Raw genomic sequence first — 19,777 nt, 5'->3', positions numbered from 1 at the left:
GGAGGCTTTGATACGTGAAGCAGGATCGGCAAAAGCAGACAGGTTCCTATATCGGGATGCGCAAGGGAAATGAAGCTGATGAGTTAAACAAACTTCTGTCCCTATGGCTCCATTCGTCGATCCGTATCATGGATGTCCGGCATATTCGACTGGAAGCAGAAGGGTTGCTTCAACCGTATCGTCTTCCAGCGCAGGCTTTTGTATTTGTATTGCAGGGTAGCGTGCGTTTGGATGGCGATTGGAAGGATACGCCACATTCAGGGTACGTACTGCATGGCAGCAAAGGCTTTGAACTGAATATGAAACCCTCGCAATGCGGGATTGAATATATCCTTGTACTATATAAAGCGACTTCTCTATCAGGACATACGGTGTATAATCATCCTTCGATAGCTCATGGTTTTGTACCGCCTTATCCGGTTATACTATATCAAAAGCTGCAATTACTGGAGTACGCATGGCAGGATCAAGAGGCGCTATCCAAGATTCAGGCCCAGGGTCGGTTTTATGATTTTGCATATGAATGTATGCGGCAATTGCAGGAACCGAAGGCTCGAACTTCTGCGCGGGATATTGTGACCCAGGCCATTCGATTTATGCAGGATCATTACGCGGAGTCCGTAACGCTGGAACGTTTGGCTGGATTGTTGGAATGCAGTCCGAGACATCTGACCCGGTTATTTAAAAAACAAACGGATTGTAGCCCGATTATGTACTTAATTCAACTGCGAATGGACAAGGCGAAGGAGCTTTTACGGAAGACGGATGCGACTTTACAGGATATCGCTGTCAGTGTGGGGTACCCGGATGTTTATTTCTTTAGCCGGGCTTTCAAAAAATATGTGGGTATATCCCCGGTTCATTATCGGGACAGCCTGTATTCAACTGTTTCTGTGAGAGATACCCGTCTGGATAATCCATTAAGCATGTCCGAATGTTCCATTGATTCGATAAGTGGCGCCCTGCATACTGGTATTGAGGATAATAATCATTATCAAAATCATGATGAAGGGATTTTACAAATGAATAGAAACGCAAAGCATTCCATGGCATTTATTTTATTACTTAGTTTTACCCTGCTGCTCAGCGCGTGCTCAGGCACATCCAGTCCTACGGCAACCGATGGCGCTTCCCAAGGGACTAATAATACATCGACGGAACCAACATCACAGGAAAGGGTGCTGAAGGATGCACTTGGGCATGAGGTGAAGATTCCGGCTCAGCCTCAGCGAGTGATCGCTTCTTATCTGGAGGATCATCTGGTTGCCCTAGGTGTTAAACCCGTAGCCCAATGGTCGGTAGGCAAAAATTCAGTTCAAGCTTACCTTCAAAAAGAACTGAAGGACGTTCCTACCATTGCTTCAGATCTTCCGTTTGAGGCGGTTCTGAACTTCAAGCCTGATTTGATCATTATGGACAGTGCGAGCATGGTTGAAGGCGACAAATATAATCAATACTCTAAAATTGCTCCAACCTACGTGGTAGGCAGTAATATGAACAATGATTGGCGTCAAGAGCTGCTGACCGTGGGCGAGGTGCTGAATAAGAGCAATGAAGCGAAGCAGGTATTGAGCAACTACGACAAAAAAGCAGCAGAGGCTAAAGCCAAGCTGAGTCAGACGGTGGGACAAAAAACTGCGGCGGCATTATGGGTAACGGATAAAAACGTGTATGTCGTAAACCAGAATCTATCCAGCGGTGATGTATTGTATAAGGATTTGGGATTCAAGATTCCACAAGTCGTACAGGAGATTTCCAAAACGGCTAAGGCGAACTGGAGTAATTTATCGCTGGAGAAGCTGGCCGAGCTGGATGCGGATTATGTCTTTATCGTGAACAGCAAAAACGTAAGTAAAGAAGATATTGTAAAAGATCCTGTATGGGCGGGAATTCCAGCCGTTAAAGAAGGCCATGTATACGATTTTGGCAAGGATTCCAGCTGGTTGTATACAGGTACAATTGCAAATAGTCAAATGATTGACGATGTTCTGAGAAATGTAACTAAGTAATGTAACTAAGTAATGTAACTTAATAAACTAGATTATAATAAAACAGCGCTATTCTCACTTAACGGCAGAGGCCACAGTAGGAGAGCGCTGTTTTGTCTTTTTAATTCCGTATGAACTCTTGCCGTGCAACCTGGTTTTATAATAAAAGATGTCTGCATAGAGCAGACATCTGGTTTATTTTCTAAATTAAGCTTGCGGAGATACCAGGATTTTAACCTGATTTTTCTCTTTCAGGAGTCCTTCAAAACCTTGCTCAATCACTTCTTCGAGCTTAATACGTTTGGTAACCAGCTTGTCGGCAGGGAAGTAACCTTTTTCCATCAGGCTGATGACAGCCGGGAATACATCACGGTAGCCGATAATACCGGTCAGATTGCGTTCCTTCATAACGATATTGTTAGGCTTGATCGGAGCTTCTTTTTCAAAAATGCTGACGATCATAATTTGTCCGCTAATTTTAGTGGATTCAATAGCTTGAGTCAGCACAGGAGGAACTCCAGTGACTTCATAGGCTACATCTACGCCGCCGTTAGTCCGTTTGTGCAGCTCTTGCACAACATCATAAGTTTTAGGATCAATCACGATAGCACCCAGCTCTTCAGCTTTAGCTTTGCGTTCCTCGGAAAGCTCTACTGCATAAATCTCAGATGCGCCCGAAGCTTTCAACGCTTCAATAACCAGCAATCCGATAGGACCAGCGCCAAATACTACGGCTTTGTCTCCGACTTTCAGTTGGCTTTGACGAACAGCATACAAAGCAACGGCCGAAGGCTCTACCAAAGCGCCTTGTTCGAAAGATACGCTTTCTGGAATTTTGTGAACCATATGCTCGTCAGCTGCGACATATTCAGAAAATCCACCGCCGCCGCCTGCCAGACCGAGGAAGCCCATTTTATCGCAAAGATTATATTTGCCTTGTTTACATGCATCACATTCTCCACATGCAAAAACCGGCTCTACAACGACACGGTCGCCAACCTGAATCTTGGTTACACCTTCGCCGATTTCGACGACTTGTCCAGAGAATTCATGTCCCATTACGATCGGCGCTTTTTCGCCAGTCAATGGATGCTGAGCATCTTGAGGAATAAAGATCGGTCCTGCTACATATTCGTGAAGATCACTTCCGCAAATGCCACACCATTCTACTTTGATTTTTACTTTTCCTGCCAGAGCGGCGGGCTGCTCAATGTTTTCCAATCGTAAGTCTTTTACTCCATGCCATCTCAATGCTTGCATGTTTGTCATCTCCTTGACGAATATATGATCATTGCCTCTATAAAAGTGAATGAATTAGGAAACGTTTCCGAAAAATAATATGTCACAAATTTTACACATTGTCAAACCAATTTCATACAAAAAGCACTTGATTTTTTTGTGAATATAATCACTTGTGACTACAGTGCTATATTTGGCTCGTTGCTTTTATACAAAGAGGTTTTGTGGATTTTTCAGGTGAAGTAAAGACAAGAAGAAAACGACTTCAATTTTTAGACACTCATTCTGTGGTATAATATCAGTATTAAGACTTTATTTTAGAAAGTCAGAAAACGATTCCGTTCTTGAAAGGATTTTGGGCGTGACAGATCAAAAGAAAGTAACCATAGAGGATGTAGCCAAGCGGGCAGGAGTCGGTATTGCGACTGTCTCCAGAGCTATTAACGATAGTGAGGGCATCAGCCCGAGAACGAAAGCCTTGATTTTGCAAGTCATTGAAGAGATGGGGTTTACGCCCAACACCTCGGCTCAGAGCTTGAAAGTGCGTCAGACACGACAAATCGCGCTGGCCGTGCCGGACATTCGTAACGCGATTATTCCGGAAATCGCTTGGTCCGTAGAGCAGGCCGCCAAGCAGCATGGTTACCGTGTCGTGCAAATCAATACCGCCGGGAATGCCAGAATGGAGCTTGAAACAGTTCGTGAGGTCAAGAAGCTGCATGTCGACGGGCTCATCATTATGCCGCTGGCGTATCCGAAAATGTTGGTAGATCTGATTAACAAAGCTAGCGTTCCCGTGTCCATTATTAACTATGGCAAGAAGCTGGGCGAAGATGTCAAAGCGGATATCGTCAGTCTGGCCCGGCAAGAGGGAAGACTCGTGATGGAGCATTTACTTAAAATCGGCAGAACAAGAATTGCCTATGCAGGTGCTGCGAAGGACAAAATCGAGGAAAGATACTTTGCTTATGAGCAGTCTCTCCAGCATGTGGACCCTTCACTCGTTTATTTTGGCGATGATTTCTCTTTTGAGACAGGGCTGCGTGCTGCGGATTATTTTTACAGCTTGAAACATATGCCGGATGCTATTTATGCGGTTAATGATATGGTGGCGATAGGGATCGTCAATCGATTTAAGGATTTGGGCGTAAAAGTGCCGGATGAGGTTGCTGTAGTCGGTATTGATAACAATCTGTGGGCTATGGTAACGACTCCTCAGATCAGCTCAGTTTCCATCATGGGGGAAGAAGTGGCGCGGTTGGCTGCGGAGCTGCTGCTCAAGCGGATTCAGGAACAGACACCTGGGGATTATGAGCGTGTGCAATTCGAGCCTCGTCTGATTGTGAGGGAATCCAGCGTCTCTGTGATCCGTAAGCCTACGGTTGGGCGTGACGCGTAGAAGTCTAGATGGAATTTTCCTATTGTTAGATGGATGAACGGTTGCAGGCATAGCAAGATAGGAGTGGATTTTGGGCAATTATAACGACCATTGTTTGTTCAGACAGGAGAGTGGATTCATGTTAAAAGGGAATGGGTTCGTTTCGGCAGCTTGTACTGCACTAATGCTGGCTGTAACCATAGGGTGTACTCCTCATCCAGTGGGACAGGATGCTGAAACTGCGGCGCCGTCCGGAGCAAACCATGGGGAGTCCAAGCAAACTGCAGCGAATACGCAGCATACCCAGCAAAGTAAAGAGGAGCTTGTGCTGTCCTTTTATAAGGATTCTTCCCTCAGTGATGAAGCAAAAGTACGTCACATGACGGACCATTTAGCAGAAATCCAATGGGGAAAGATGAACGAAATCAATAAACATCAAAGCCTGGAAATTATCGAATATTTGTATAGGCAGCGCGCTTTTATTCCATCGGAAAGTTTTGCAAATGTGATCCGAGCTTCTGAAGGATTGGATGGAGCTTTAAGCGAAAGCTATGCTGCTCTTATGGGAGATTTGTTTACAAGAGACAGAACTGCGATGACTCGAGCATTGGCAAATATGGACAAAACCAACCGCACACAAGGTATAGGAAGCATCGGGTATGCTCTCAGCTATAGAGAATCAAAGGAAGTCAAGAAAGAGATTCAACAATGGCAGGCAGGACAAAAGCTTACTACTGCAGAGAAGGATGTCATTCGAGCTTTGTTCGTCAAGCTGGATGATCCGTATTGATGCATGCATAGAGGAATATATTGAACAGCCGCGTCTCTACCGGAGAAGCGGCTGTTTGTGCTGTTTTTTTACATCCTGCCATCTATGATTGGGATAAGCGTTAGTAGGACCATTGGTTTCGTATGTTTATCTAACAACGTGTTCAAGTAGTCGGGTGATCCTGATCCGAGCGCAAGCGTTTGATATCACTAATTGGAGGCAGGCCGAACAAGCGGGCGTATTCGCGGCTGAATTGTGAGGGACTCTCGTAACCTACCTGAAAACCGACATCTGCCGCATCCGCTGACTCGGATAACAACAGGCGGCGTGACTCTTGTAGACGTAATTGTTTTTGATATTGCATGGGGCTCATAGCCGTAACCTCTTTGAAATGTCGATGTAGTGACGAAGGACTCATATTCGCTAGTTTGGACAATTCCTCAATACGCAACGGCTTATCATAATCCTGCTTAATCCGCTTTATGACTTCTGCAATCCGGTTTGAATGGCTGCCGGTCATGACCAGTTGTTTTAAGGATTCCCCCTGATTACCCTGTAAAATCCTATACAGTATCTCACGAATGACTAATGGAGCCAGCACTGGAACATCCTGCGGGTTTTCCAAAAGATGCACTAGCCTTACCACGGCATCCAGCAGTAGAGAGTTGGTTTGGCTTACATACAAGCCTCGTCTGGAAGCAGGCATGAGGCTTGTGGGAAAAGTAGATTCCTTGATCAGGTCCAAAACCTGATGCGGATCAAAATTGAGCCGGAGGCACAAATAAGGAGCTTCTGCTGATGCTTGGATGACCTGTCCCGAGATCGGCAAATCCACTGACACAACAAGGTAGTCGGATGTGCCGTAATGGTAACTTTCCTCTGCGAGCATCACGATTTTTCTGCCTTGTGCCACAATACATAAGGCAGGTTCATGGACTTGATGTATCGGAACGGTTGTATGTGAACTTCGGACGAAGTGAAGCGAAGGTATGGCTGTAGCGAGAACTCCGTCCTGATTTGAAAACCGTTCTATAAGCCTTGCCAATTCGGCTTGTTTTTCCATGGTAGAACCCTCTATTTTGGTTGCCCCCATCATGACACCTCCCTTCTTTGCAACGCAGCCTGTTTTCATTTTCAGTAGTTTATTACATATTAAGGGTCTTTGGAGGATTAGGCAATAATTTGCTCTGATTCTTCTACCAGCCCGATGGATATTCCTCTCATAATAAGATGCAGATACAACACCTTATGAGCAATTGAGAAAATAATAGAAATGCAAAGGAGTGAAATAGTCATGGAGAGCAACAAAGCGGAAAAAAGTGTACACGCTTCGCAACATCCCTATATAGGGATGTGGGTAACTGAAGACGGAAATATCCGTCAGGAACTCTTGCCTAATGGCCGTTATGATGAAGCACGTGGTCAGAGACAAAGTGCCTATACAGGCAGCTATATCGTAGAAGATGACTATATCGAGTATGTGGACGACACCGGATTTACGGCAGATGGTGAATTCAAAGATGGTGTTTTGTATCATGCAGGGATGGTTTTTTACAGGGAAGAAAAAAAGTAATCTATTTTATCTTTTTTCAGTGACATTTTAAACTAGAGGAGGAATAAGCATGTTGAATATTAAAGGGAAAGTCGTAGCTATTACAGGGGCAAGCAGTGGGATCGGTGAAGCTACTGCCCGTTTACTTGCTCACCATGGGGCTCATGTGATATTAGGGGCCAGACGCACAGAGCGTCTGGAGGCTCTGACATCCGAGATTCGTTCTAAAGGTGGATCGGCTGATTATCAGCAACTGGATGTGACTAAGAGGGACCAGATGGAAGCGTTCATTAACTACGCGGAAAAAACATTTGGGCGTGTGGATGTCATTTTGAACAATGCGGGAGTGATGCCTCTTTCAAAATTAGAGGCCCTGAAGGTAGAGGAATGGGATCGCATGATTGATGTAAATATACGAGGCGTTCTGCATGGGATTGCTGCAGGGCTTCCGATTATGAAAAAGCAAGGATTTGGTCAGTTTATCAATATCGCCTCTATTGGCGCGTATAGTGTAACCCCGACTGCAGCGGTGTATTGCGCTACGAAGTATGCGGTTCGGGCGATCTCTGAAGGATTGCGCTTGGAGGTGGGGGGAGATATTCGCGTGACGTTGGTATCGCCGGGAGTAACCCAATCTGAGCTTGCTGACAGTATTTCAGATGAAGAGGCCCGGCAAGGAATGAAAGAGTATCGTCGTATTTCGATTTCGCCTGATGCCATAGCCCGTTCCATTCTGTATGCCATGGAGCAGCCAGCGGATGTAGATGTTAATGAAATTATTGTCAGACCCACGGCAAGCCCGAATTAACGCCATGGCATCCACGACGTTTCTCCCTCTATACTCAGATTTTTTTCCTCCATCCTTTATGGATGGGGGATTATTTATCGGATGAGAAAGACCATCATTCACACCTCAGAGTGTAAAAAAGCTGTATCTTTATAATAAACGGGTTTACTTTTACAAATGTTTGTGATAACTTTATTTCGACAAACATCGAAATTAAGACTGGAACAGAAGGGGGCCGAACAGGGTGAAAGATACAACAGAGATGCAGCAAGCTGTAAAAATATATAAAGCACTTGGAGAACCCACTCGTCTCAAAATAGCACTTCTGCTAAAAGAGGAAAGTGACCAATGCTGCTCTGTGCTGGGCGAGAAGCTGAACAGTGTAGCTATTTCAACACTGTCGCACCATCTGAAGCAAATGGCAGAGTCGGGGCTGCTCACATACCGTAAAGAGGGGACGTTTATTTATTACAGCTTGGATGTGGAAGCAGCGCAGAAATATGCCCCGTTCCTGATAACATAAATTTTTTTAGTCTCAATTTCGATATTTGTAAAAATATAAAAATAAGAAAAGGAAAGAGGCGTTACTAGAAAATGCAGAGTACATGGAAAGTATATATTTTAGCCATTGTCAGTTTTTTGGTAGGCACATCTCAATATATCATCGCAGGTATTTTGGATCAGATTTCGGCGACGATGGGAATTACAGTGGCGGCTGCAGGTCAGTTGATTACCGTTTATTCTCTGGCTTATGCGATTGGAACGCCGATCCTGATGGCAGTAACCGCTAAATGGGACAGACGCAAACTGCTCTTGAGTTCCCTTGGATTATTTGCAGTTGCCAATGTTCTGTCCTTTGCACTGCCGGGCTTTGGAATGTTTATTGCTGCACGTATTCTTATGGCCCTCGGAGCGGGGATGGTTGTGGTTACAGCTCTGAGCATTGCAGCAAAAATTGCCCCAGCCGGCAAACAGGCCAGTTCTATTGCTACAGTCACTATGGGTTTTACAGCCTCGCTGATTATCGGGGTGCCACTTGGAAGAATGATATCTTCTGCGTATGGCTGGAAAACCGTATTTCTCGGCATTGCGTTGACAGGGATTATTGCCTTGATCGTTATCGTTATGACGCTTCCTCGCTTGAAAGGAGATCAACCGATCCCCTTACTACAACAGTTTGCTCTTCTGAAAAAGCCTGAAGTCGCTTTGGGATTGGCTATTACCTTCTTTTGGGGAGGGGGTTATTCCCTCGCGTATACTTACATTTCACCGTACTTGCTGAATGTATCAGGTGTAGGGGATAATATGCTAAGTTCAGTATTACTTGCCTTCGGAATCGCCAGTCTGATCGGGTCGAAAATCGGTGGATACAGCGCAGATAAAAAGGGTATTTCCTTTACATTATTCGGGGGTATGGTGTTGCACGGTATTTCCTTACTCTTGCTTCCTTTTGCCGCTCATTCCCTGATCGCAGTATTTGCTTTATTGATCCTTTGGTCGTTTGCAGCCTGGACAACTGGACCTACTCAACAATATAATCTGGTCACACTTGTGCCTGAATCTTCAGGTGTGATGCTGAGTCTCAATCAGTCTACGATGCAGCTTGCTATGGCAGCCGGAGCCGGAATCGGCGGTGTAGTTGTTGGTCAGGTTTCGCTGGCTTCCATCACTTGGTTTGGAGCAGTCGGTGTCGTCATCGCCATTGTAGCTGTATATTTACTTTCACGAAGATCCTCAGTTCACACGGGATTGGGTGTTACGGAGTAAAGTGCATAGATAAGTGAAGAGGAGGCCCAGCGATGGATAACATTGCGGGCCTTGTTTGATTTGAATGAGCAATAATATGCTCTCTTGCAGTAGGAGGGCTTATTCAAACGCAATATCAGTGATTTTGCCGCCTTCCTTAAAGCCGATATTTTTATAAACTTGATTGGAAACTGAATTTTTTAAGTCTGCATATAGCATGGGCACTAAATGCTCATTTTCTAAAATGGAACATAGCTCGGATACCATTGCGCTGGCAAAACCTTTCTTTCGCAAATGAGGTGGAGTATACACAGCATTAATACGAGCATGTCTCGGCGAGCGGTGAGCAATATTAGCCATGGATACGGGCATGTTATTTACTATCCAAAGGTACAAATTTCCTGTCCCGATGGTCTTCTCCGCAGCTGATATTTGACTAACCGGATCAACAGAACTGCCTAAAGCCTCTTCTGAAAAACCAGCTAGAAACTGGGCAACTACTTGTACATCCTCTGGGATGGATTGTCGGATCATTCCCTCAACGTCCGAGGGCTTTTTATATTGAGGGCAGAAATAAGATTCCATGACCATGTGGGTATGTACCTGAGCAACATGACGTTGTGTGTAAGCATTTGCGAACTTCTCGACTGTTTCGGCATCACCACATACCCCGGATAGGGGGGTTCCCTTTAAATAACGTAAGAGTTCTTCTACATAGGCCAATTTATGATTATCTGTAGTTTGTTGTGAGATCCATAGCCAGGCCTTATGTCCGGGTGATTGAGCAAAGATCATATTTTTATCGGACGTTTTGAGGCATGTTGACCCTTCTAATTCACAAATTCGGTGGACCAAATGGTATCGAACTTCATCCGCCAAAAATAGATTATGATTCAATATATCGTCGTTTGGGACTAGTTGCTCAATCATGACGCTACCTCCTAAAAATGGGCTATGACCTAAGCACTTGTAAAGTGCTATGAAGCTATGGAGATTCAGTTGTTATATCTACTAGGATTTAAACTTCCGCGCTATACGCTTCTTATTTTTTTGTCGCCAAATCCATCTTTCGATAAAGTTTTTCTCTTTTCTTTCCTGAAGTGTTTCCTTCATACCTTTAATAAGAAATTCGGATCTTCGCTTGTCGTTTCTGCTAATTTCACGTAGTTCCTCAATAAATTTATCGTCCATGTCCGCATCTCCGTTAGTTCAGGATTTTCCAAATTGCTAAGCTAGATTATACAGAACGTATGTTCCTTTTTCAAGTCTGCATCTGCTCTATTCGATCACATAACTATTTTTAGATGGATGCTGCGAGGCCCGCGCCAATCGGATGGTGAAGCATAAGATAAAGTTGAAAGGAGGAATTACAACATGGACAACAAAGCATATGTATCTCAAACGTATCCACGTCTTACAGTCTACAACGAAGAAAATTTTCGGGGTTCCAGGAGAGTATTCAGAGGAAACCTAGGCATTCGTAATACCGATAACATTCTCGACGGCATCGAAAGTCTGCGTTTCTTTTCTACTAGTAGCAATGCTACACTTGTACTCTTTACTGGCACGCGGTTTAGAGGTAACTTCCGTGTATTTAGAGGCAATCGCAACATCGCCGACCTGGATGATCTGATTCGCGGGAATGATGTGGAATCTATTATCTCTACCAATCAACGTTTGACGTTGCAGCAAATCCGTAATATCCGCAGTAGCGGTAGACTTCCATCTGGCTATCGAATCATCTAACGGCCTTATTTCGACTTCATAAACCATTTTACAAGACTGTTTCAGGAGCTTGCAACTTTTGGGCTTCTGGGGCAGTCTCTCTATTTGTACACGCGATCTACATACTCGAATGATGAGAGGAACGGTATGGGAGAATAGGACTTATTAGCAGTCAATACCAACTCAATGTTCATGAAATATAGATAAAGGAGGGCATACGATATGTCCTCCTAATGACGTATATTCTATTTATTTCAGTTCCCAATTCGTTGCTTTGATTACGGCTGCATCTGCGTTCTTAAGATCTGTTTCGCCAGAAGCCAAGAGAGAACTCCATTGTTTCACACGATTCTTACCATTGGGAGGCTGGTTATAATCGTTGGTATCGACAACCAATGTACGCTTAGCATAGAAGCTAGTCATGAACTTCTTTTCATTCGTACTACTGCCTGAACGTGAGAGGATTCCTTCAAGGCTACCTGAATCACCAGTAGCGCCTTGATTGAGTGCTGTGTCGACAAATGATCCAATTGTCAGAGCAGTATTAAATCCGCGTTTCTGTGCTTGCTGTACACTATATTCGATATAGGTGTCATAGAACGTACGCCACATGGCTTCCCTCCAAGCTTCATTGTTTTGGAGAGCGTTGATCTTCTTCTTAATGACACTATCGCTATCGCTGAGCTTCAGAATCGAACCGCTCATTTTCCCCTTCAGACCAGCACGTGTTAATCCACCTGCAATGGAGGGGTTACTAGCTCCGCTAGCAGCATCAAAAGCTTTGAATAAGTCCGGACCATCGGGTCCCGTATCATTTGTACCGCCTGTTGTTGCTCCAAAGATACCAATGGTGTATCCGCGATTATCGCCGATATCTTCAGCATAGCCATAGAATTCAGTCCATTTCAAAGAATCTTGCTCTGGTTTGTTCACTAGCTTCATAATATTGTCCCATTGCTCACCGTCGAGTCCTGTATTAGCCTTCAGAAACTGAAGTGTTGAAGGTGAGAAATTAGCATCATGATCGATAGCTGTAACCGCTCCTTGGCTAGTAGCTGCTTCGCTGGTAAGGGATAATGGCTCTATACTAGCTTCATTTGAGTTGTCGAAGCCCTCATTTAAATCGATCGTTTTCTGTACCGGAGTTCCATTCTCTTCAGCAAAAGCCTTAGCAGGTGAAGGGCCGGACAAGCTAGAGAAAGAAGCAATTACAGTAAAGCTTAGCAAGATCATAAAGAACTTTGTTTTATTGGAAACAAGTTGATTACTTATTTTATACATATAACTCCTCCTATAAAATATAATTGTGAAAGGCTAAAAGCGTAGATTTCCATCTAACTCGAATGGATTTAGCAAGAGTATAGATAAGAAGCATAGGATTGAATAGAGCTTAAATAACCGTTTTTTTCAAAAATTATGTTTTATATGTGAATAAATGGACCTAGTCATTCCTAGATTCCTACAGACCATAAGTGCAAGAATGAGGACGAAACAAATATAGCCTCTTGATAAAATGAGTTACATCACATATCAGGAGGCTATATTTATGAACAAAATTCATCAGTTTCATGCACTTCACACATCAGAGGAACTTCTATTTTTAGGGAACGCCTGGGATATGCTATCTGCGGTGGCTCTGGAGAAGGCAGGCTTTAAGGCGATAGGTACGACGAGCTGGGGAATTGCCAATACGCTTGGATTCTCAGATGGAGAGCTTATTGATTTTGACCAGCATGTAAGCATTATTCGGACGATTGCTGAGCATGTTCAGATTCCAGTGTCAGCAGATATTGAAGCAGGATATGGGGAGGATACGGCAACGATTGTTGAGCATGTTTTAAGGGTAGCCGATGTGGGAGTTGCAGGGATTAATATTGAGGATTCTTTGAAAACGCAAAAGGGGCTTCGAGAAGTGGGCCTGCACAGCAACCTGTTGTCCAAAATAAGAACAGCATTGGATACGCGTGGGTTTAAGAGTTTTTTATAAACGCAAGAACGGATACATATTTGCAGATGGATGCCCCGCTTTCAGAGACCATAGAGCGGGCCAAAGCGTATGTGGATAGTGGTGCGAACGGAATTTTTGTTCCAGGATTAAAGAGTGATGAAGAGATCAGAGAAGTTGTGTTTCGTGTACATGCTCCGCTTAATGTTTTATCCCTGCCGGGTCTGACGAATGTCCACCAGCTTCAGCAGTTAGGTGTTAAACGGTTTAGCTTTGGAAATGCATTTTCTGATAAGATAATAGTTGCTTTGCAAAAGAATGCCGAACAGTTGATAGAGCTACAAGATACATCACATTTATATGAGGATTTTGCAAAATCCTTGAGCTAGATGAATATGAACTATAGAAAGGACAGAGCATTCGATCATGGCTAACCTTAGTCTTTCTTTTGAAGAAATGTGGGAGAAAATTATAGCGTGTGATCGTAAGTATGACGGGTTGTTCTTTACCGCTGTGAAAACAACCCGCATATACTGCCGACCTTCCTGTCGATCCAAAAAGCCGAAGAAAATAAATGTGGAGTTTTACTTTGATTTGGACAAAGTGGAAAAGGCGGGTTTTCGTGCTTGCAAAAGATGCCAGCCCCATACAGACTATTCGCCGTATATCAGACTTGTGCAGAATGTGGTAACCTTCCTGGTTAATCATTACAAGGAAAAACTTGTATTGCAGGATATTGCGGATCATATCGGAATAAGCTCCTTTTACTTGGATCGGATCTTTAAACAGGAAACCGCCGAAACCCCGCGCACGTATTTGGAAAAAATAAGAGTAGATAAGGCAGCCTATCTTCTTAAAAGTACAAATCTTACGAATCTTGAGATTTGCTATGAGACGGGCTTCCAAAGTCCCTCCCATTTCTATAAGGCGTTTCGTAGCTTGAACCATTGTTCTCCTAGTGAGTATAGAAAGTTGAGTATGGAATAGAAAAGGAAGGAGGTTGTATCCTTTTATGAGCGAACTATACGTAATGAAGTATGTATCGCCGATTGGAGAGATAGATATACAGGGCACAAATGAGGCTGTCTATTCTATTATGTTCTCTAATCGGAATGAGCTCTTAACGAGGGCTATAGAAGAGGTTCCAATCCAAGTATTAGCGGAATGCGCTATCCAGCTTGACGAGTATTTTAAAGGTGAGCGCTTTGAGTTTACGTTTCCTTATGCCTTTGAAGGTACGGATTTTCAGCAAAAAGTATGGAATGCTCTGGTGTCCGTGGGGTACGGTAAAACGACAGCTTATAAAGATATTGCTCTTGCTATTGGAAATGAAAAAGCGATCCGAGCCGTAGGCAGTGCTAATGGAAAAAATAAGCTGAGCATTGTGATTCCATGTCACCGAATTATCGGTTCCAATCAGAAACTAACGGGCTATGCAGGAGGGCTATGGAGAAAAGAATGGTTGCTCCAGCATGAAAAGCGTTGTCTGAGGCCCTAAGGAGGGTTCGTAGATGAGAGACATATATTTGAAAGAGTTTAAGCCGGAGAACTGGGCCAACATGGTTCAGATCTATCAGGAGCGGTATGCACAGGTAGATCCGGCTATAAGAGCAAAAGTGGTCGAAAGTAAAATTCCCAAGGAGATTCAGATTGTGCTGCTGCCCGATATGGGGGAATATTTGCTGACTTGGATGGATCGAAAAGTCCCCGCACTCGGCAACGAAACACCGTCGGATTATTTGAAAAGCGAAGAAGGCACTAAAGCACTGAAGGCGGCCATATTACGTATGCCACGTTGAAGAAGCGGGCCAAGGAGATACATATGAACATTGAACAGATGAACAGAGCGCGAATGATGGAAAAAGTGAGTTCGCATATCCATAACTGTAATCAGATGGCATGAACTTCATCTAACCCTATGCTATGATTACCGACAAGACTATAGATTCAAAAGGGGAAATAAGAATGAAGCTCAAAAGAATGATGTTCCTACTTTCGTTTTTAACGATACTCGTAGGGTTGTTCACTTTGTGTACAGAAAGTGTTCATGCTGCCAATTCGACAGTATTCAGAGATGGAGATAAGCTTAAGCTTACCCTTGATGATGGTAATGGAGTAAACAGAGTGTTTAAATTCGATCTCCCGTTTACGATTAAGCCTGATACACCAATTCGTCTGTATAGCAACTATATTGAAATTCCTCCTGGTGACTTTACGATCGATTATGTCAACTCCACAATTTCGATTGCGGATTCACGACCAGCACCTGGGCCAGGATCAGAAAATCATATAGAGTTTCCTATAGTTACAACTATGAAAGGCACTGTGCAGTCAGTAGATGAATCTACAGTAACTCCACTTGCGGAGGAGCCGAAAGTAACGCAACCCGAGGTGGAGACTAATGTAAAAGAGACTCCCACTGCCAGTGAACCCGAGGTTGCTCAACTTGTAGATGAACCAAAAGTAATTGAACCTCAAGTAACCCAGCGTGCCGTGGAGCCTAAAGTGGACCAAGCGGTTGACGAGTTACCGGAAATCCCTTTGTCTATCCCGTCTGGAGAAAATTTTCCGGGTACATTTACAATCAACTCTTCAGGTACGTCATTTTCGGTTCGTTTGAAAATAAAAAATATTCAACCCACGTACACTTCATACGTTATGGTCAAAAATGCGGATGCTCAATTAATTAAACGGATTCAGTTCGATCCGGAAACAACGTTTAGCTACCCATTGAGTAACCTGAATTTATCTACGGGTGGATACTACTTTTATATCAAAATGATCGATCAGTCGGGAAATTCGGCAGCGTCAGTACCCCAATTTGTTCCCGTAAATAATAACAAGGCTCAGCAGATTGAGGTGTTTATAGACGGGAAACTGCAACAATATGAGCAGCCTGCGACCTCTATTAGTGGAAGTATGCTGGTGCCATTTCGTGCCGTTTTTGAGGCGCTTGGGGCGAAAGTGAAATGGGATGGAGCTACCAAGACCGTTACTGCAACCAAAGGAAATACAACGATCAAGTTAACTGTAGGCTCCAGAGATGCCTATATCAACGGTAAATTAGTGCGTCTCAATGCGGCGCCGAGACTCATTAACGGCAAAGTAATGGTTCCTATTCGCTTTGTAAGTGAGGCGCTGGGTGCAAAGGTAAAGTGGAATATTGCAGCTCAGAGCGTTGTGATTTTTCTTGCTCCACCGCAGGTTTTGACAACCAGTGAAAGTGAACAATTAATAGAGGAAAATGAAGATGCTCCCGAAGCACAATCCAATCCAACGATTCTGAAAAAGATATCCACCACCTTCTCCAAATCTACGGATATTGTGTTCGTCATAGATGTTACGAGTAGTATGACAGGGACGCTGGATTATGTGAGACAGAAGGTGAAAGGCTTTGTTGATTCTGTACCAGCAGGTTCCCAATTTGCTGTTGTTGCATTTCGGGATATCAATCTGAAGGCAGATAAAGATTTAGAATTTTTGGAGTTTACGACCGATAAAAACAAGTTAAAAGGTAATTTGAATATGCTACGCCCTTCCGCTGGCGGGGATTTGAAGGAATCGGGATTAGAGGCTATTCAGTTAGCTATAAGTAAATTTTCCAAAAATTCTAATTCCAAAACAATCATATTCATTACAGATGCACCAGTTCATGATAAAAATACAGCTCTGGGTAAAGCCCGTTTTTCAGTAGATGAAATCAACGAGCAATTACAGAAAAATGGTGTTATTTTTAATGCAATCGTGCCTGCAAATGGACTAGCTAACAAACAAATGAAAAAGCTTGTAGATAACAACGAAGGGACTTTGTATGATATCAAGGATGCCAAGCTGAATTTAGCGAAGTAGGTTTGTCCAAACTCAAATAAAGCCGTATAAAGGGAGCCGATGTAAGGCTCCCTTTTGCTATCATAAGCGCCTGTGTTGTAAGAGTTCTAATGGGCTGAAAGCTCACTCTCCGTCACCCATTTATGATTTTTGACAGGCTCTCCTCCAGTAGTCGACGTATAATCTACCATATATACGGTCGTTGGCTGGGCGGAATCAATGGTAGCCTTAGCCCCATCCATCCCCTTCATATGATCTGCTGCCAGAATAATTTCTGTGCCCGGTGCATAGGGCTCGCTGCCCGCATCCTTAATCTCTTCATGAATAACCCACTTATGATTATTCACTTTTTCTCCTCCAGTGGTTGGTGTATAGGAGACTGTATAAGCAGTAGTCGTGTAAGCACCCATAATCGTGGCAGTAGCCCCATTCATGCCGGCCATATGGTCAGCTCGGATAGTCGCTTGGCTCCCAACTTTGAAGGTTGGATTTTCAGCTTTTTTTAGTCCGGCAGGAAGCTCACTGGAAGTGGAATGGTTCATATCCGATGTGTCGTGCTGTTGACTACTGTTTGCCGTGTGCTCTTGGTTCGGCGCGTTACTGTTCCCGCACCCACTCAAAATAATCATGACTGTACCAGCTAGCAAAGCCCATTGCATTCTCATATTTAATAGCTCCTTTAGGGTTTTAATTTCACATTCAATTATACCCCTGGGGGGTATGGTTGAAACGGAATAATATTACAAACTTGTGAAGTATTTTGCCTTCAAGGGGAGCGCCTGTTGTGATCCCTTTTTTTGTTATGCAGAAGATGCGTAATTAAATGTTGTTGACAATGAATAAAAAATCATTTTAATATCTATAAAACACATCAAGTTACTTGGTGTTTTGAGCGGCTATAAACATTCTAACTCACCAAAAGTAGATGATATCAAGGAGCAGGAGGAGACATCAAAATGAAGAAACCATGGATTTCATTTATATTGCTGCTGGGAGCAGTCGTGCTTTTTATTTCAGGCTGCGGCAATACGTCGGGCAACGCTGCGGGTGAAGAAAAGAAAACACTGCATATCAGTTTTAATCCCGGTCCATATAGCGATCAGTTTAAGAATGGTGTGGCTCCATATTTGGAGAAGAAAGGCTATAAGATTACATATAAAGAGTTTACAGACGGTGTTCAGCCCAATGTAGCCGTGGCTAATGGGGATATTGATGCTAATGTGTTCCAGCATTCGCTCTATCTGGATTCTATGAATAAGCGGGAGAATATTAATCTGATTGGTGCTGTGCAGGTCCCGACTCCTCCAATGGGATTGTACTCCAGCAAGCATACCAGCCTTGACGAAATCAGCGATGGAGCCCAAATCAATCTGCCCAACGAGCCAGTCAATATGCTGCGTGCGCTGAATATTTTGAAGGAAGTAGGCTGGATTACGTTAAAGGATAAGATCGATCCATTGCAAACCTCGGTGAACGATATCACCTCTAATCCGCATCATCTGCAATTTGTTGCTACCGACCCAGCACAGGGGCCACGTGCACTGGAGGATGTTGATTTTGCGGCTATACAAGGGAACTTTGCTGTATCGAATGGAATAAAGCTGACCTCGGCATTAAAGCTTGAAAATATGACAGATCCGTTCACGAACGTGGTCGCTGTGGACAGCAAGAACAAGGATAAGCCCTTCGTCAAAGACATTATTGAAGGATATCATTCAGATGAATTCCAAAAGTATATTCAATCGAATCCTGATTACGAAGGCTACAAGTTGCCAAGTTATTTTAAATAATATGGGGGATTATCTTCTGCGGGCTGACGTTGTCAGCCTGTATCTTATGGATAGAAGGTGGATATGAACGTGATTTTTTCATCCTCTGATCTCGTCAAGGTTCTGCCTGACAACTATTTTAGCGCAATGGATGACAAAGTGAATCTGTATAAAAGCAAAGGAATAGATGTAATCAATTTGGCAGCTGGCAACCCGGATCAGCCAACACCGGCGCATATCATCAGCGCTTTGAAGGAAGCGGTCGATCAACCAATTAATCAGGGCTACCCGCCTTTTCATGGGAAAAGAAGCACGCTGGAGGCTGTTGCTGCGTTCTATAAACGGGAGTATCAGGTGGAACTGGACCCTGACCGGGAAATTGCCGTATTCAATGGCTCAGCCATAGGTGTAATGGGGATTCCGCAGGCATTGCTGAATCCCGGTGATTGGTTATTGACCACAGATCCGGCATATCCCCAATATTATTCCGCTGCTGCGCTGGCAAGAGCCCATATTCATACCATGCCACTGGATGAAAAGAATGGATTCTTGCCTGATTATACAACCGTGCCGGAAGAAATCGCAGAGCAGGTCAAACTGCTCATGATTAATTATCCGAACAATCCGACAGGAGCCGTAGCTACTGCAGATTTTCTGACGAAGACGTTGGACTATGCCGCTCGGTACCAGTTTCCGGTTATGAATGATTTTGCTTACGGTGCTCTTGGATTTGACGGGCATAAGCCGGTTAGTTTATTGCAAATCCCCGGCGGCAAGGAGTATGGCGTCGAGACGTATACAGCTTCCAAAACGTATAACATGGCTGGATGGCGCTTCGGCTTTGCAGTGGGAAATGCGTCCGTCATTGGTGCGCTCAAGCATTATCATACGCATGCCTACAGCACTGTTTTTGGAGCGGTACAGGATGCGGGAGCTGTGGCATTGCTGGGCACGCAGGAGCCAGTACGGGAGCTCGCGGCGTTATATGAGCGGCGACGTGATGTTCTCATTGCAGCGACGGGTGTTTTTCAAGTATAAGCTGGAATACAAG

At 44.0% G+C, this 19,777-nt stretch carries 20 protein-coding genes and 1 pseudogene; 15 read left to right on the top strand and 6 right to left on the bottom strand.

The window, feature by feature from the left end; translation table 11 throughout:
• Positions 1-14 precede the first annotated feature (14 nt).
• The gene (locus NSQ68_RS18330) at positions 15-2,009 is read left to right on the top strand and encodes an AraC family transcriptional regulator (RefSeq protein ID WP_342426785.1); all 1,995 of its coding nucleotides are present in this window, start codon (positions 15-17) and stop codon (positions 2,007-2,009) included.
• 186 nt (positions 2,010-2,195) lie between these two features.
• Here the strand turns inward: NSQ68_RS18330 and NSQ68_RS18325 are convergent, their stop codons facing one another.
• Positions 2,196-3,248, bottom strand: a complete 1,053-nt coding sequence (locus NSQ68_RS18325; protein WP_342426784.1) for a 2,3-butanediol dehydrogenase — start codon at positions 3,246-3,248, stop codon at positions 2,196-2,198.
• Between the two features lie 340 nt (positions 3,249-3,588).
• Here NSQ68_RS18325 and NSQ68_RS18320 point away from each other — a divergent pair, with 340 nt between their 5' ends.
• Entirely contained in the window at positions 3,589-4,626 is a 1,038-nt protein-coding gene (locus tag NSQ68_RS18320; protein WP_013311372.1) for a LacI family DNA-binding transcriptional regulator, read from the top strand.
• Positions 4,627-4,744: 118 nt separating this feature from the next.
• Positions 4,745-5,395, top strand: a complete 651-nt coding sequence (locus NSQ68_RS18315; protein WP_342426783.1) for a hypothetical protein — start codon at positions 4,745-4,747, stop codon at positions 5,393-5,395.
• 142 nt (positions 5,396-5,537) lie between these two features.
• Here NSQ68_RS18315 and NSQ68_RS18310 read toward each other — a convergent pair whose 3' ends face one another.
• Entirely contained in the window at positions 5,538-6,467 is a 930-nt protein-coding gene (locus tag NSQ68_RS18310; RefSeq protein WP_342429133.1) for an AraC family transcriptional regulator, read from the bottom strand.
• A gap of 201 nt (positions 6,468-6,668) precedes the next feature.
• Here NSQ68_RS18310 and NSQ68_RS18305 point away from each other — a divergent pair, with 201 nt between their 5' ends.
• From NSQ68_RS18305 to NSQ68_RS18290, 4 genes are all read left to right on the top strand, one after another.
• On the top strand, positions 6,669-6,947 hold the full coding sequence (locus NSQ68_RS18305) for an Atu4866 domain-containing protein (protein WP_307347509.1): 279 nt from the start codon (positions 6,669-6,671) through the stop codon (positions 6,945-6,947).
• A 49-nt stretch (positions 6,948-6,996) separates the two neighbouring features.
• Positions 6,997-7,734: an SDR family oxidoreductase gene (locus tag NSQ68_RS18300; RefSeq protein WP_342426782.1), complete on the top strand. Its 738-nt coding sequence runs from the start codon at positions 6,997-6,999 to the stop codon at positions 7,732-7,734.
• 223 nt (positions 7,735-7,957) lie between these two features.
• Positions 7,958-8,236, top strand: a complete 279-nt coding sequence (locus NSQ68_RS18295) for a metalloregulator ArsR/SmtB family transcription factor (RefSeq protein ID WP_013311367.1) — start codon at positions 7,958-7,960, stop codon at positions 8,234-8,236.
• A 71-nt stretch (positions 8,237-8,307) separates the two neighbouring features.
• The gene (locus tag NSQ68_RS18290; RefSeq protein WP_307347501.1) at positions 8,308-9,480 is read left to right on the top strand and encodes an MFS transporter; all 1,173 of its coding nucleotides are present in this window, start codon (positions 8,308-8,310) and stop codon (positions 9,478-9,480) included.
• Positions 9,481-9,579: 99 nt separating this feature from the next.
• Here the strand turns inward: NSQ68_RS18290 and NSQ68_RS18285 are convergent, their stop codons facing one another.
• Positions 9,580-10,389, bottom strand: a complete 810-nt coding sequence (locus NSQ68_RS18285; RefSeq protein ID WP_307347499.1) for a GNAT family N-acetyltransferase — start codon at positions 10,387-10,389, stop codon at positions 9,580-9,582.
• A gap of 81 nt (positions 10,390-10,470) precedes the next feature.
• Positions 10,471-10,650 carry a hypothetical protein gene (locus NSQ68_RS18280; protein ID WP_029515542.1) on the bottom strand — a complete coding sequence of 60 codons (180 nt, stop codon included), beginning with the start codon at positions 10,648-10,650 and terminating at the stop codon, positions 10,471-10,473.
• A 183-nt stretch (positions 10,651-10,833) separates the two neighbouring features.
• Here NSQ68_RS18280 and NSQ68_RS18275 point away from each other — a divergent pair, with 183 nt between their 5' ends.
• Positions 10,834-11,205: a hypothetical protein gene (locus NSQ68_RS18275; RefSeq protein ID WP_061828782.1), complete on the top strand. Its 372-nt coding sequence runs from the start codon at positions 10,834-10,836 to the stop codon at positions 11,203-11,205.
• 228 nt (positions 11,206-11,433) lie between these two features.
• On the opposite strand, the gene NSQ68_RS18270 is transcribed toward NSQ68_RS18275, so the two are convergent.
• On the bottom strand, positions 11,434-12,465 hold the full coding sequence (locus NSQ68_RS18270) for a chitosanase (protein ID WP_342426781.1): 1,032 nt from the start codon (positions 12,463-12,465) through the stop codon (positions 11,434-11,436).
• A 265-nt stretch (positions 12,466-12,730) separates the two neighbouring features.
• Here NSQ68_RS18270 and NSQ68_RS18265 point away from each other — a divergent pair.
• The 5 genes and pseudogenes from NSQ68_RS18265 (at position 12,731) to NSQ68_RS18245 (ending at position 16,978) form a co-directional block, all read left to right on the top strand.
• Positions 12,731-13,518, top strand: a pseudogene (locus tag NSQ68_RS18265) (isocitrate lyase/phosphoenolpyruvate mutase family protein).
• A 37-nt stretch (positions 13,519-13,555) separates the two neighbouring features.
• Positions 13,556-14,116 (top strand): Ada metal-binding domain-containing protein, encoded by a 561-nt coding sequence (locus NSQ68_RS18260; RefSeq protein ID WP_342426780.1) that lies wholly within the window; start codon positions 13,556-13,558, stop codon positions 14,114-14,116.
• 25 nt (positions 14,117-14,141) lie between these two features.
• Positions 14,142-14,627 carry a methylated-DNA--[protein]-cysteine S-methyltransferase gene (locus tag NSQ68_RS18255; protein ID WP_307347490.1) on the top strand — a complete coding sequence of 162 codons (486 nt, stop codon included), beginning with the start codon at positions 14,142-14,144 and terminating at the stop codon, positions 14,625-14,627.
• A gap of 13 nt (positions 14,628-14,640) precedes the next feature.
• The gene (locus NSQ68_RS18250; RefSeq protein ID WP_023989726.1) at positions 14,641-14,928 is read left to right on the top strand and encodes an antitoxin Xre/MbcA/ParS toxin-binding domain-containing protein; all 288 of its coding nucleotides are present in this window, start codon (positions 14,641-14,643) and stop codon (positions 14,926-14,928) included.
• Positions 14,929-15,094: 166 nt separating this feature from the next.
• Positions 15,095-16,978: a stalk domain-containing protein gene (locus NSQ68_RS18245; protein WP_342426779.1), complete on the top strand. Its 1,884-nt coding sequence runs from the start codon at positions 15,095-15,097 to the stop codon at positions 16,976-16,978.
• 86 nt (positions 16,979-17,064) lie between these two features.
• On the opposite strand, the gene NSQ68_RS18240 is transcribed toward NSQ68_RS18245, so the two are convergent.
• A complete protein-coding gene (locus NSQ68_RS18240) occupies positions 17,065-17,622 on the bottom strand; it encodes a YdhK family protein (RefSeq protein ID WP_342426778.1) in 558 nt (185 codons plus the stop codon).
• 291 nt (positions 17,623-17,913) lie between these two features.
• Here NSQ68_RS18240 and NSQ68_RS18235 point away from each other — a divergent pair, with 291 nt between their 5' ends.
• Together NSQ68_RS18235 and NSQ68_RS18230 are read left to right on the top strand one after the other, a co-directional pair.
• Positions 17,914-18,747, top strand: coding sequence for a MetQ/NlpA family ABC transporter substrate-binding protein (locus NSQ68_RS18235; protein WP_342426777.1), 834 nt, complete (start codon positions 17,914-17,916; stop codon positions 18,745-18,747).
• A 69-nt stretch (positions 18,748-18,816) separates the two neighbouring features.
• A complete protein-coding gene (locus tag NSQ68_RS18230; RefSeq protein WP_342426776.1) occupies positions 18,817-19,764 on the top strand; it encodes an aminotransferase class I/II-fold pyridoxal phosphate-dependent enzyme in 948 nt (315 codons plus the stop codon).
• The last annotated feature ends 13 nt before the right edge of the window (positions 19,765-19,777 follow it).

Source organism: Paenibacillus sp. FSL L8-0158 (assembly GCF_038592965.1).
GTDB classification, from domain to species: domain Bacteria; phylum Bacillota; class Bacilli; order Paenibacillales; family Paenibacillaceae; genus Paenibacillus; species Paenibacillus polymyxa_D.
This window is presented reverse-complemented; position numbering and strand designations above follow the sequence as displayed.

What these genes read in the sequence shown, in the direction of transcription:
- NSQ68_RS18325 (WP_342426784.1), bottom strand. Translation starts at nt 3,248, where the DNA reads ATGCAAGCATTGAGATGGCATGGAGTAAAAGACTTACGATTGGAAAAC.
- NSQ68_RS18315 (WP_342426783.1), top strand. Translation starts at nt 4,745, where the DNA reads ATGTTAAAAGGGAATGGGTTCGTTTCGGCAGCTTGTACTGCACTAATG.
- NSQ68_RS18310 (WP_342429133.1), bottom strand. Translation starts at nt 6,467, where the DNA reads ATGGGGGCAACCAAAATAGAGGGTTCTACCATGGAAAAACAAGCCGAA.
- NSQ68_RS18305 (WP_307347509.1), top strand. Translation starts at nt 6,669, where the DNA reads ATGGAGAGCAACAAAGCGGAAAAAAGTGTACACGCTTCGCAACATCCC.
- NSQ68_RS18300 (WP_342426782.1), top strand. Translation starts at nt 6,997, where the DNA reads ATGTTGAATATTAAAGGGAAAGTCGTAGCTATTACAGGGGCAAGCAGT.
- NSQ68_RS18290 (WP_307347501.1), top strand. Translation starts at nt 8,308, where the DNA reads ATGCAGAGTACATGGAAAGTATATATTTTAGCCATTGTCAGTTTTTTG.
- NSQ68_RS18285 (WP_307347499.1), bottom strand. Translation starts at nt 10,389, where the DNA reads ATGATTGAGCAACTAGTCCCAAACGACGATATATTGAATCATAATCTA.
- NSQ68_RS18280 (WP_029515542.1), bottom strand. Translation starts at nt 10,650, where the DNA reads ATGGACGATAAATTTATTGAGGAACTACGTGAAATTAGCAGAAACGAC.
- NSQ68_RS18275 (WP_061828782.1), top strand. Translation starts at nt 10,834, where the DNA reads ATGGACAACAAAGCATATGTATCTCAAACGTATCCACGTCTTACAGTC.
- NSQ68_RS18270 (WP_342426781.1), bottom strand. Translation starts at nt 12,465, where the DNA reads ATGTATAAAATAAGTAATCAACTTGTTTCCAATAAAACAAAGTTCTTT.
- NSQ68_RS18260 (WP_342426780.1), top strand. Translation starts at nt 13,556, where the DNA reads ATGGCTAACCTTAGTCTTTCTTTTGAAGAAATGTGGGAGAAAATTATA.
- NSQ68_RS18255 (WP_307347490.1), top strand. Translation starts at nt 14,142, where the DNA reads ATGAGCGAACTATACGTAATGAAGTATGTATCGCCGATTGGAGAGATA.
- NSQ68_RS18250 (WP_023989726.1), top strand. Translation starts at nt 14,641, where the DNA reads ATGAGAGACATATATTTGAAAGAGTTTAAGCCGGAGAACTGGGCCAAC.
- NSQ68_RS18245 (WP_342426779.1), top strand. Translation starts at nt 15,095, where the DNA reads ATGAAGCTCAAAAGAATGATGTTCCTACTTTCGTTTTTAACGATACTC.
- NSQ68_RS18240 (WP_342426778.1), bottom strand. Translation starts at nt 17,622, where the DNA reads ATGAGAATGCAATGGGCTTTGCTAGCTGGTACAGTCATGATTATTTTG.
- NSQ68_RS18235 (WP_342426777.1), top strand. Translation starts at nt 17,914, where the DNA reads ATGAAGAAACCATGGATTTCATTTATATTGCTGCTGGGAGCAGTCGTG.